Source organism: Sphingobium chlorophenolicum (assembly GCF_000722875.1).
Taxonomy (GTDB): domain Bacteria; phylum Pseudomonadota; class Alphaproteobacteria; order Sphingomonadales; family Sphingomonadaceae; genus Sphingobium; species Sphingobium chlorophenolicum.
Genome location: NZ_JFHR01000053.1, coordinates 1 through 12,424 on the forward strand (window position 1 = coordinate 1; position 12,424 = coordinate 12,424).

The 12,424-nt window shown below is 65.5% G+C and carries 10 protein-coding genes; 1 reads left to right on the forward strand and 9 read right to left on the reverse strand.

Going from position 1 to position 12,424, the window contains the following annotated elements:
- Positions 1-113: 113 nt before the first annotated feature.
- Positions 114-428, reverse strand: a complete 315-nt coding sequence (locus BV95_RS18085; protein ID WP_202901577.1) for a flavin reductase family protein — start codon at positions 426-428, stop codon at positions 114-116.
- A 240-nt stretch (positions 429-668) separates the two neighbouring features.
- Between BV95_RS18085 and BV95_RS18090 the strand changes: the two genes are divergently transcribed.
- Positions 669-1,331 (forward strand): peroxiredoxin-like family protein, encoded by a 663-nt coding sequence (locus tag BV95_RS18090; protein WP_037455374.1) that lies wholly within the window; start codon positions 669-671, stop codon positions 1,329-1,331.
- Between the two features lie 183 nt (positions 1,332-1,514).
- Here the strand turns inward: BV95_RS18090 and BV95_RS18095 are convergent, their stop codons facing one another.
- The 8 genes from BV95_RS18095 to BV95_RS18130 all read right to left on the reverse strand — a co-directional run bounded on the left by BV95_RS18095 (position 1,515) and on the right by BV95_RS18130 (position 12,414).
- Positions 1,515-2,858, reverse strand: coding sequence for an LLM class flavin-dependent oxidoreductase (locus BV95_RS18095; protein ID WP_037455322.1), 1,344 nt, complete (start codon positions 2,856-2,858; stop codon positions 1,515-1,517).
- A gap of 70 nt (positions 2,859-2,928) precedes the next feature.
- Positions 2,929-4,263 carry an LLM class flavin-dependent oxidoreductase gene (locus tag BV95_RS18100; RefSeq protein ID WP_037455377.1) on the reverse strand — a complete coding sequence of 445 codons (1,335 nt, stop codon included), beginning with the start codon at positions 4,261-4,263 and terminating at the stop codon, positions 2,929-2,931.
- A 112-nt stretch (positions 4,264-4,375) separates the two neighbouring features.
- Positions 4,376-4,924, reverse strand: coding sequence for a TetR/AcrR family transcriptional regulator (locus tag BV95_RS18105; protein WP_037455324.1), 549 nt, complete (start codon positions 4,922-4,924; stop codon positions 4,376-4,378).
- A 198-nt stretch (positions 4,925-5,122) separates the two neighbouring features.
- Positions 5,123-6,532: an efflux transporter outer membrane subunit gene (locus tag BV95_RS18110; protein WP_420806760.1), complete on the reverse strand. Its 1,410-nt coding sequence runs from the start codon at positions 6,530-6,532 to the stop codon at positions 5,123-5,125.
- An 8-nt stretch (positions 6,533-6,540) separates the two neighbouring features.
- The gene (locus tag BV95_RS18115) at positions 6,541-9,726 is read right to left on the reverse strand and encodes an efflux RND transporter permease subunit (RefSeq protein WP_037455327.1); all 3,186 of its coding nucleotides are present in this window, start codon (positions 9,724-9,726) and stop codon (positions 6,541-6,543) included.
- Positions 9,727-9,824: 98 nt separating this feature from the next.
- Positions 9,825-11,075 carry an efflux RND transporter periplasmic adaptor subunit gene (locus tag BV95_RS18120; RefSeq protein ID WP_037455330.1) on the reverse strand — a complete coding sequence of 417 codons (1,251 nt, stop codon included), beginning with the start codon at positions 11,073-11,075 and terminating at the stop codon, positions 9,825-9,827.
- Positions 11,072-11,461, reverse strand: coding sequence for a hypothetical protein (locus BV95_RS18125; RefSeq protein ID WP_037455333.1), 390 nt, complete (start codon positions 11,459-11,461; stop codon positions 11,072-11,074). Before BV95_RS18125 ends, BV95_RS18120 begins: the two co-directional genes overlap by 4 nt.
- Positions 11,462-11,805: 344 nt before the next feature.
- Positions 11,806-12,414 carry a TetR/AcrR family transcriptional regulator gene (locus tag BV95_RS18130; RefSeq protein ID WP_037455336.1) on the reverse strand — a complete coding sequence of 203 codons (609 nt, stop codon included), beginning with the start codon at positions 12,412-12,414 and terminating at the stop codon, positions 11,806-11,808.
- Between the last annotated feature and the right edge of the window lie 10 nt (positions 12,415-12,424).

Below are 12,424 nucleotides of genomic sequence, written 5' to 3' on the forward strand. Positions count from 1 at the left end.
CTGTCGAGACCCACGAAAACTGGCTCGAAGCCAACCGCTATCTCAACATGAACGACCTTAAGGAGATGAAGAAAGCCGATCTACGTCAAGCCGCCTAGCCAGCATGCCCGCCGCTATTTGCAGAACTTGACGCACACAACCCCGGCAAACTTGTCTATCCCCCGCGTCGCGAAGCGATTGGATAGCTCTTCCTGGTCGGCCGACAATATATGGACCGCCCATCCACCCGCCTGGCGAAAGGCCGCCATGTTCGGACTGTCCAGCGCGAGGCTCCACAACACCATGGGCGGATCGAGCGAAACGCTGTTGAAGCTGCTTGCCGTCAACCCCACCGGCCTGCCATCCCCGTCACGCGTCGTGACGATCGTCACACCGGTCGCAAAATTCCCCAAAGCATTTCGGAAAGCCTTTTTCCTGTCTTCGCGCATGCTCGTCATCCTTATCGCCCCAGGTGGGAAGCGCGTAGCGGTAATGCCGGACATCAGCGGACGACAAGAGCAAGCCGCGACCATCACGGAGCCGATGATGATGCGCCCTTGCCCCGACCGGAGCGGCGTTCGCAAAAGGAACCGACCTATGAACAATCTTCGTCATTGACGGGAAAAGTCTCATTGGCGGCGGCCCGCAGCCGTCGCCAAAAAAGGGCGTTTACGGCGAAGGAGATCATCATGGCCACCACAGTCACCGAAACGCTCAAGTCCCGCTACGCCGCCCTGCAGGCAGAGCGCGAGCGGACCTGGCCCCCCGCCCAGTTGGAGGGCAATGCGCGGCAACGCAATTTGTTGCTGGAGCGCTTCGACCCCGCAGCCGTGGCCCAGCCGGGCACGGTGCTGCCGCCCCTGTCCTTCGCTGAGGTGGATGGCGGCGCGCTGACCCTGGACGAACTCACCGCCGACGGCGCGGCGCTGTTCGTCTTCTTCCGCTATGCGGGCTGTCCGGCCTGCAACATCGCCTTGCCTTATTATGCCGATACGCTGTTCCCGGAACTCAGGCAGCGGGGCGTCCCGCTCGTGGCGCTCAGCCCACAGCCGCCGCTTCCCCTGCGGGAGATCAAGACGCGGCACGACCTGCCCTTCCATGTCGCGACCGACGCCGACAACAGTCTGGCGCGCGCGCTGAACATCAGCTTCCAGCCCGACAACCGCCCGTCGCCGCCGCCATCCGGCTGGATCGGCGAAGTGACCGGCACGGGCAGTTGGGAACTGCCCCAGCCCGCCGTCCTGCTGGTGGGCGCGGGGCGCGTCGTGCGCTGGCTACAGGTCAGCCCCGACTGGCTCGACCGTCCGGAAGCGGACACGATCCTGCACCATATCGACCAGAATCGCGACTGACAAAGGCAGAAGCCCAGTCTTCTTATTTCCTCCCCATCAAAGATGGGGAGGGGGACCATGCGAAGCATGGTGGAGGGGAATTTCGGAGGTCGCGCCCCACCCACCAATGATTGTGGCCGCCGCTGGTGCCGCGACGAACCCCTGTCCACCATCACGCCGCCAAGCCCCCGCCTATGACCCCCCTCATTCAGCAGCGATAGCCTGCGGCTCCCGCGCATAACGGTTGTCCGGCACCGGCAGGCCCAGATGTCCGCGCAACGTCCGATGCGCATAATCGGCGCGGAACAGGCCGCGCTCCTGCAGGATCGGCACCACCCGCTCCCGGAACCGGGCGAAATCCTTCGGCCGCGTCACGCGCAGCAGGAAACCGTCGGCGGCGCGGCCGGTGAACCAGCGCTCGATCTGATCGGCGATGGTTTCGGGCGATCCCACGAAGTCCGACCGCCACTGGCCGAAACGATAGGCCGCCTCGCGCAGCGTCAGCTTTTCTTCCTGCGCGACCCGGATGATCCGCTCGGCATGGCCTTTGTAACTGTTCAGCGTCACGCCGGACAGGTCGGGGAAGGGCGCATCCAGATCGTAGCGGGAAAAGTCATGATAGTTGAACGCCCGCCCGACCTGCACCAGCAGCTTGCCGATATCCAGCGTCCGCTGCTGCGCGGCGGCGATGGCCTGCGCTTCCTCGTCGGTCTCCGCGATGATCGGCACCAGCCCCGGCAAGATCTTCAGATGGTCGGGATTGCGGCCCAGCGCGCCCGCCCGCGCCTTGATGTCGGCATAATAGGCGCGGCCCGTTTCGAAATCCTCGGCGCTGGTGAAGGTGCCCTCGGCGATGGATGCGCCCAGATTGCGGCCCTCATTGCTGTCCCCGGCCTGGAAGATCACCGGCTGCCCCTGCGCCGATCGGCTCAGCGCCAGCGGCCCGGCGACGGAAAAATGCGTTCCCTTATGGTCCAGCCGATGCTGCTTGCTCTTGTCCAGGAAGACGCCGGCCGCCCGGTCGCGGGGGAAGGCGTCATCCTCATAACTGTCCCACAGACCCTGCACGACATCCACGAATTCGCGGGCGCGGGCATAGCGGAGCTGGTGATCGAAATGCTCATCTCGCCCATAGTTGCGGGCGGCGCCCTCCAGCCCGGTGGTGACGACATTCCATCCCGCCCGGCCGCGGCTGATCTGGTCCAGCGACCCGAACTGCCGGGCGACATTATAGGGTTCCCAATAGGAAGTGGTGAGCGTGCCCACCAGCCCGATGCGCGAAGTAGACGCCGCCACCGCCGACAGCAGGGTCAGCGGTTCCAGCCGGTTCAGGAAATGCGGCGCGGTGTCGGGCGTGATGTAGGGCGAATCCACGATGAAGACGAGGTCGAACTTCGCCGCCTCCGCCGCGCGGGCATTGTCGATATACCAGTCGATGTCGATGCTGGCGTCGCCGGGCAGGTCGGGGTCCAGCCAACTGCTATGGTCGGCGCCGACCCCTTCCAAAATCGCGCCCAGATGCAATTGCCGCTGCGTGGCTTCCGTCATGTCCAGATCCTCGGAAATAGGAAATGATGAAGCGGGCGTCGCGGCAATGGCCGCCGACGCCCGCCATCGATCAGGCCGCGCTCTTCTCGGCGACCTTGCTATACCGGTTGTCCGGCTCCGCAAGGCCCAGATGCTCGCGGAAAGTGGTCCCTTCATAATCGGTGCGGAACAGGCCCCGGGCCTGAAGGATCGGGATCACCTTGTCCACGAACAGGTCGAGCTGGCCGGGAAGCGGTTCGAAGATGACGAAACCGTCGGCCGCCCCGCTTTCGAACCATTGCTGCAACCGGTCCGCCACCGTTTCCGGCGACCCGACAAAGGCGCCCCGCGGGGTCGCCAGCCGTTCCGCCACCTGCCGCAGCGTCAGATTGTCGGCGCGCACATGCGCCAGGATGCGCTGCGCCCCGCTCTGCTGGCTGTTGAACCCGATATGCTCGACATCCGGGAAGGGCGCATCCAGATCATATTGGCGGAAATCATGGTCGTTGAAGGTCCGCGACAGGAAGCCCAGGCCCGTCTCGATCGATTCCAGCGACGCCAGTTCGCGATAGCGCGCCTCCGCATCCTCGTCCGTCTCGCCGACGATGGGCGCGATGCCCGGCAGGATGAACAACTGGTTCGGATCGCGGCCGAAACCCTTGGCCCGCGCCTTGACGTCGGCATAATAGGCCTGGGCCGCTTGCTCGTCCTCTGGGCCGGCGAAGATGACCTCCGCCCGCTTCGCCGCGAAATTGCGCCCGTCGTCCGAAGCGCCCGCCTGGAAGATGACCGGCTGCCCCTGCGGCGTCCGCTTGATGTTCAGCGGCCCACGTACCTGGAAGAATTCGCCCTTGTGATCCAGCCGGTGCAGCCGTTCCGGATCGACGAACCGGCCGCTTTCCTTGTCTCCGACATGGGCGTCCTGCTCCCAACTGTCCCAAAGGCCCTGGACCACGTCCAGATATTCCCCGGCGATGCGATAGCGCACGGAATGGGGCGGATGTTCGGTCTTGCTGAAATTGGCGGCCGTGTCGCCCAGCCAGGACGTCACGATATTCCATCCCGCGCGCCCTCCGCTCAGATGGTCGAGCGAGGCGAACTGCCGGGCCACGTTGAACGGCTCGGAATAGCTGACGGTCAGCGTCGCCACCAGCCCGATGCGCGACGTGGTCGCCGCCAGCGCGGACAATATGGTAATCGGTTCGAACCGGTTGAGATAATGCGGACTCGACTTTTCCGTCACCGACAGGCTGTCCGCGATGAAGAGGAAGTCGAACTTGCCGCGCTCGGCAATGGCGGCCTGCTTCTGATAGAAGGCCAGGCTGGTGCTGGCGTTGACGTCGCGGTCCGGATGGCGCCAATCGTTCCAGGTGCGGCCGACGCCATGCAGGATGAAGCCAAGCTTGATGTGACGATTTTGGGGCATGATGGATTTCTCGCTGAATAGGTTGCGCAAGAAAATCTAAGCCCCGCGATCCGCGCCGACCAACGCGCATCGATCAGCCTTCTATGATTTGATCAAATAGGAGAGGGGCGGCTCAACGCAGCGAAAAGGCGAAGAGCTGCAACACCTCCTGCATGTCGGCTTCGTCCGTATCCTCCAACTGCCCGTCCAGCGCCAGCATGGCGAGCCCATGGACCACCGCCCAGCTTGCCAGCGTCGCCCGCTCGATCCCTTCGTCCAATATCGCCGCGACCGAGTCGGTCAGCACCTGATAGGCCTGCGACTCGCATTCATCCTCCCGCCGCACCATGCGGCGGTCGGCGAACATCAGCCGGAACAGCGCCTGATGCGTCCGCGCAAACTGGATATAGGCCAGGCCCTGCCGCATCAGCCGCTCGCGGGGATTGGCGCCCGCGTCCACCGCGAGCAGATCGGCGGTCAGGATCGCGAATCCCTCGCTCGCCAGCGCGCCCATCAACCCCGCCTTGTCGGGAAAATGGCGGTAGGGCGCCATCGCCGAAACCCCGGCTGCCCGCGCCACGGCGCGCAGGCTGATGTCGGGCACGTCCGCCTTCAGCATGGCCATGGCCGTCCGCATCAGCGTGTGGCGCAGGGCGCCTTGTCCTTCTCCGGGATGCTCCATCTTGGGGCATGCCCTATCACGCCGATGTTTACACTGCAAGCAAGAGGGGAGCTGTTAGGTTAGCCATCATTCCCCCTCCCGCAGGCGTTCAAACGAGGCGCGTGACTCGTTTGAAGGGTTAGGGGGTGGGCTGGCGCGACATCCGCGTTGTCTTACAACGGCTAAGTCAGAAGCTCGCTCCGCTCGCGCACACCCCAATCAAGCCACAGACCACCCACCCCCCAACGCCCTGAACAGATCCACCTGCGCGAAGGCCACCGCCCGGTTCGCCGTCGCCAAATCGCTCTCCGCCGCCGCCAGCGTCCGCTGCGCGTCCAGCACCGTCAGAAAATCGATCTGCCCCTCGCGCTGCCGGGCAAGGCTGATCCGCGCCGCCCGGTCCGCCGCCTCCCGCGCCGCCTTCAGCGTATCGCGCCGCTCCAGCGCATGGGCATAGACGGACAGCGCCGTCTCCGTTTCCTCCAGCGCCCGCAGCACCGTCCCGTCAAAGGCCGCGAGCGACCCGTCCGCATCCGCTTTGGCCGCCGCGATCCGCGCCCGATTGGCCTCCTGATTGGGAAAGGCCCAGTTGATCAGCGGCCCCAACAGCCAGCGGAACGGCCCGCCCCCGAAAATGTCGCCGCCGCCGACCGCAGTCGTGCCGATCGACCCGCCCAAAGTGATGCGCGGATAAAGGTCCGCCGTCGCCACGCCGATGCGCGCCGTGTCGGCGGCCAGCCGCTGCTCGGCGGCGCGCACGTCCGGACGTCGGGCCAGCAAAGCGCGCCCGTCCCCCACCGGAATGGGCTGGCTCAGGCCCGGCGTCACCGTCCGTTCCCGAACCGCGCCCGGCAAATCCTGCGGCGTCCGCCCGGTCAGCGTCGCCAGCCGGAAAAGCGCCCCGTCCCGATCCGCGATCAGGCTGGGGATGACCGCCGCCTGCTGGTCCCGCAACGCCGTCACCCGGATCACGTCCAGCCGGTCGGAACGGCCCACCTCGAACCGGGCGTTGGTGATGCGGATGCTCTTGTCCAACAGCGCCACCGTCTGCCGCGCCACCGCGATCCGCTCGGCCGAACTGGTGGCGTCGACATAGGCGCGCACCGTATCCGCGACCACCGCCACCCGCACCGCGTCGACATCGCCCGCCGCCGCGCCGACATCGCCCTTCGCCGCCTCGATGCTGCGCTTCACGCGCCCGAACAGGTCGACCTCATAGGCGACGTTCAGCCCCGCATCGACGGTCCAATTCTCCCGGTCGATGCCCGGCAGGCTCTGCGCCGCCGACGCCCGGCCATAGCTGGGCGAACCGCTGAGCGTCGTCTGCGGCAATTTGTCGGAACGGGCGCCGCGCAACCCTGCGCGGGCCTTTTCCAGCCGCGCCACCGCGACGCGGATGTCGGTGTTCGCCTTCAACGCATCCTGCACCAGCCCGTCCAGCACCGGATCGCTGTAGAGCCGCCACCAATGGTCGTCGGCCTCGGCGGCGCTCACCGCCGGACCGACGCTGCCGATAAAGGCCCCGCCAGCGGCGGCGGGCGCGACCGGAGCCTTGAAATCCGGCCCGGCGGCGCAGGCCGTCAATGCCGACGCGCCCAGCAATAGGGGAAGAAGGGTCTTGATCATCATGCCGTTCCTTATTCGGCGGGTTGCAGCGCGGCGGAGGCTCCGCCCTTCCCCTTGCGGGAAAAGCGGTCGCCCAAGGCGCGGCACACCACATAGAAGGTGGGGGTGAAGAGCAGGCCGAACGCCGTCACGCCGGTCATGCCGAAGAAGACGGCGGTGCCCAGCGCCTGCCGCAGTTCCGCACCCGCCCCGCTCGCGATCACCAGAGGCACAGCACCCAGAATGAAGGCGAAACTGGTCATCAGGATCGGCCGCAGACGGGTCTGCGCGGCCTGCACGGCGGCGTCGACGGGCGACAGGCCCTGTTCCTCTTCGGCCTGCTTAGCGAATTCCACCACCAGAATGGCGTTCTTCGCCGCTAAAGCGATCAGCACGACCAGCCCGATCTGGGTCAGGATATTATTGTCCATCCCCCGCAAATTCACGCCCAGCATGGCCGCGAACAGGCACATCGGCACGATCAGGATGATCGACAGCGGCAATGTCAGGCTTTCATATTGCGCCGCCAGCACCAGGAAGACGAAGAATACCGCCATGCCGAAGACGATGCCCGCCGTATTGCCCGCCATCACCTGCTGATAGGCGACCCCGGTCCATTCCCTGCTATACCCGGCAGGGAAGCTGGCATCGGCCAGCTTCTCCATGATCGTCAGCGACTGGCCGCTGCTATAGCCCGGCGCGGTGTCGCCATCGATCTCCACCGCGGGCAGCAGATTGTAGCGCACCACGCGATAGGGACCGGTCTCGTCCTTGAAGGTCGATACCGAACCGATCGGCACCATCTGGCCGCTGTTCGACCGGGTCTTCAGATTGGCGATGTCCGCCACCGTGCCGCGATGACCCGCGTCGGCCTGCGCCGTCACGCGATAGGTGCGTCCTAACAGGTTGAAGTCGTTGACGAAGGCCGAACCCAGATAGACCTGCATCGCTTCGAACACGCGCTCCGGCGGTACGCCCAGCAGGTCGGCCTTGCGCCGGTCCACATCCGCATAGATGCGGGGCGTGCCGACATCGAACAGGGTGTAGACCATGTTGAGGCCGGGGGTCTCGTTGGCCTTGGCGATGAAGTCCTGCGCCAGCCGGTTCAGTTCGGCATAGCCATGATCCTCCCGGTCCTGCACCATCAGGCGATAGCCGCCCGCCGACCCGATGCCCTGGATCAGCGGCGGCGGGACGATCAGGATGCGGGCCTTGTCATAACCCTCGACGGCCTTGTTCGCCTGATCCATGATGTCGGCATAGGTGACGCCTTCCTTCTTCCGTTCCGCGAAGGTCTTGAACGGGAAGTAGACGGCGGCGCTGTTGGGCGCCTGAGTCTGGGACGGACCATGGAAGCCCGCCAACATCACCGCGCCGCGCAGGCCCTTGATGGGCAATATCTTCGCCGCGATCTCCCGCGTCACCTTGTCGGTGCGCTCCAGCGAAGCGCCGGAGGGCAATTGCACCACCGCCAGGAAATATCCCTGATCCTGCGCGGGAATGAAGCCGCCGGGCGTCACCCAGAACAGGGCGATGGTGGCGGCGATCAGTCCCGAATAGGTCAGCAGCATCTGCTTCGGCCGCGCCACCAGGAAGCGGGTGAGGCGGGCATAGCCTGCGCTCAGCCGGTCGAAACCGCGATTGAAGCGGTCGGCCGCCTGCGCCGCGATCCGCCGCCAGCGCGGCGCGCCATCCAGATCATGCCCGCCATGCTTCGCCTTCAGCAGCAGCGCCGCCGCCGCCGGGGACAGGGTCAGCGACAGGATCAGCGAAATGATCGTCGCGGTAGAAATGGTGACGGCGAACTGCTGGTAGAAGGCGCCCGAAATGCCGGTGATGAACAAGGTCGGCACGAACACCGCGCACAGCACCAGCACGATGGCGACCAGCGCGGCCGACACTTCGTCCATGGACGTGCGGGCGGCCTCCAGCGGCGTCATGCCATGTTCGATATTGCGCTCGACATTCTCGACCACGACGATGGCGTCGTCGACGACGATGCCGATGGCGAGGACAAGGCCGAAGAGCGACAGATTGTTGAGCGAATAGCCAAGCACCGCCAGGATCGTCGCCGTGCCGATCAGCGACACCGGAATGGCGATGATCGGGATGATGGCGGCGCGCCAGTTCTGCAGGAAGACAAGGATGACCAGCACGACCAGCAGCACCGCCTCGAACAGCGTCTGATAGACGGCGTCGATCGACTGGCTGATGAATTCGGTCGGGTTGTAGATGATGCTATATTCCAGCCCCTTGGGAAAGCGCTTGGACAGTTGCTCCATCTCCGCCTTCACCTTCTCCGCCGCGTCCAGCGCGTTGGATCCGGGGCGCTGCATCGTCGCGATGACGACGGTGGGCTTGTTCGACAAATAGGTGTTGGTGCCGTAATCCTGCGCGCCCAGCTCGACGCGGGCGACGTCGCCCACCCGGACCTGACGGCCGTCGGCGTCGGTGCGGACGACGATGTCGGCGAACTGCTGCGGCTCGGTCAGACGGCCCTGCATCTCGACACCAAGCTGGAAGGCTTCGCCCTTCTCATAGGGCGGCTGACCGATGGAACCGGCGGACACCTGCACATTCTGGGCGCGCAGCGCCTGCACGATTTCGCCCGCCGTCAGGTTCAGCGCGGCGGCGCGGTCGGGATCGATCCAGACGCGCATCGCATAGTCCCGCGACCCGAAAAGCTGCACGTCGCCCACGCCGTCGAGACGGGCCAGCCGGTCGCGCACCTGCGTCAGCGCATAGTTGGACAGGTAATTGCGGTCGAACGTCCCGTCCGGCGACTGGAGGTTGACGACCATCAGGAAATCCGGGGTCGTCTTGCGGGTGACGACGCCCAGCCGCTGCACCTCTTCCGGAAGGCGCGAAACGGCGATGGCCACCCGGTTCTGCACCAGCACCTGCGCGGCGTCCAGATCGGTACCGACCTTGAAGGTGACGGTGATCGTCACCTTGCCGTCACCGGTCGACTGGCTGCTCTGGTAGAGCATATTGTCGACGCCGTTAATCTCCTGCTCGATGGGCGCGGCGACGGTCGACGCGACCGTCTCCGCCGACGCGCCGGGATATTGGGCGGCAACCGTGACCGTCGGCGGCACGATATCGGGATATTGCGAAACGGGCAGGCCGACAAAGGCAAGCGCGCCGACCACGGCGATGACCACCGCGATCACGGCGGCGAAGATCGGCCGGTCGATAAAGAAACGGGAAAGGCGCATCGGACAAATTCCTCGATGGCATGAAAGCTATTTCCTCCCCTCCCCTTCAGGGGAGGGGCCGGGGGTGGGGGCTCGCCGGATGGCAGGACGCTAGAAAATCACCGAGCAAAAGTGGCCTGAGCAGCCGCCGGAACAGCCGCCCCCGCCGCCGCAACCGGCGCCGGACTGGCCCTGACCGCCACCGTCCGCGTCGCGACCTTCGAACCGGGCATGGCCGCCTGAATATTCGAAACGATCACCCGGTCCCCAAGCGTCAACCCGGCGCGGATGATGCGCAACCCGTCCACCACCGGCCCCAGTTCCACCGGCTTCGCCACGACGCTGTCATCCCTGGCCACCACCAGCACGGTCTTGCGCGCCTGATCGGACTGGATGGCTTCGTCCGGCACCAGCAAGGCGTCGACCTTGCCGCCATTGGCCAGCCGCATGTTGCCGAACAGCCCCGGCGTCAGGAACATGTCCGGATTGTCGAACACGGCCCGCACCCGGATCGTGCCCGACCGCGGGTCCAGCCCATTGTCGGTAAAGTCCAGCCGCCCCTTGTGCCGATAATCGGCCTCATCCTGCAACCGGACCTCGACGGTCCCGCCTGCGCCCTTGTCCCGCTGCGACTTCAGATACAGCGCCTCGGAAGCGTCGAAGTTGAAATATATGGGGTCCAGCTTGTTGACCGTCGTCAGCAAGGTCGCCCCGGCGCCCTCGCCGGCGGAAACCAGATTGCCGATATCGACCCGCCGGTCCGAAACCCGCCCCGAAATCGGCGCGCGCACCTGCGTGAACTCCATATCCAGCGCCCGCTGCCGCTCCCGCGCCTGCGCCCCGGCCAGCGCGGCCTGAGCCGCCTGCAAGCGCGACCGCAGCGAATCCACCTCGCTCGCCGAAACCGCCTCGTCGCCGGTCAGCCGCTGAACCCGGCCATAATCATTCTGCGCCAACAGCAACGCGCTGCGCGCACTGGCCGTACTGGCCCGCGCCTCTGCCAAAGCCGCCAGGAAGGGCCGCTGATCGATGGTGAACAGCAATTGCCCCGCCTTCACATAATCGCCGTCCCGGAAATGGATCGCCGTCACCGAACCGGAGACGCGGGGCCGGATCTCCACCGTCTGGCTGGGCGCGAAGCGGCCGACATAATCGTCCCACTGCGTCACCGCCCGGCTCAGCGGAGCGGCGATGCCCACAGTCACCAGCGGAGTAGCCGCCGCCTGCGCCTCCGGCCTGTCGACGATCTTCCACCCGACTCCGCCCAGGATGACAAGGGCGATCACGCCCAGCGAAACATGGCGCTTGCGCCAGCGGGAGAGGGGGGTCGCCGACCGCGTGTCGACGTCGATGGGTGCATGCATGTTCATGATGATCTGCTCCGGGAAGCGCGAAAGCGCCTTTGCGCGCTGATGCTGGCCAGCAGCGTTTCAAGCTGGCCCTCGTTGAAACCGGCCTTCAAAAAGGCCTTGAGAAAGGAAGGACGCACCGCATAGCCGCGATGCCAGGCGTCCACCGCCAGCCGCCGCAGGCTCTCCAGCCTTATATTGGCCAGACGCGGATTGGCCCGCCGTCCGAAGATCCAGCCCTTCACCCGGTCCCACCGGTCCGGGGCGCGCAACGAGTCCAACCCGTCCCGCCGCGCAAGCTGGATGATCTGCCATTCCACCGGCGCGAAACCGGGGGTCGCCGCCGCCTTCATGACGCCAATAGTCCCGCCGTCGTCGGCAAGCGTGGCAAGTTGCAGAAATGCCATGACTATTCCCCTGTGAATGACGCAAAACCGGGGGATCGGGCCGATGCAGGATCGTCCGCTGCGAGCCATCCCGGCCGAACGTGAAAAAAATCTCTCCGCCAACGCGACCGGCGGCCGCGCATTCAGGCTGCTATGATTGTCTGGTCACGGCGCCCTGTTAGGCTGGCCGCTCAAGCCGTCAGCGACGACAGGTTTCGATAAATATCCGCATCTTACGACCCCTTTTGATCGCAGGTCCATTTAATACTGATCAGTATATAATGAACAGCGGCGGCGGGGTCAACGATCTTTTTATACCGATCGGTAATTTTTTGGTATTTAATCCGGAAAGCCCCGGATTTCCGTCACTTTCCCGGCCAAACGGCCAGCGTCGTGTCCACCAGTTGCTCCAGCAGTTCGCGGGACATGCCCGCGCTCGCATGCACGGCCATGCCCTGCATCACCGTCGTCAGATAGGTGGCCAGCGCCTGCGGCTCGATCGTATCGGGAAAGTCGCCCTCATCCCGCGCCCGCTCCAGCCGTGCCAGCAACGCCGCGTCCGAAGAAACGCGACGGGCGATCACATCGTCGCGGATCGAGTCCGCCTGGATGGTGCACCCCACCGTGCTGATGACGCCCAGACAGCCATGGGGATCGGTGGTCCCGGTCTGGATCGCCAGCGACCCGCGCAGCAGCCGTTCGGCCACGCCCTTCGCCGTCGGCGCCTCCAGCGCGGATTTCATGTAGCACAGCTTGTCCCGCTCATAGAGGTCGAGCGCCTTGCGGAACAGCGATTCCTTATTGCCGAAACAGGCATAGAGGCTGGGCTTGGTGATCCCCATCGCCTCGGTCAGCTCGGCCATGGACGCGCCCTCATAGCCGCGCCGCCAGAAAACGGTCAACGCAGCGCTGAGCGCTTCTTCCGGATCGAACTCGCGCGGGCGGCCCCGCGCTACCTGAGTCTGTGTTTCCATACCGACCGGT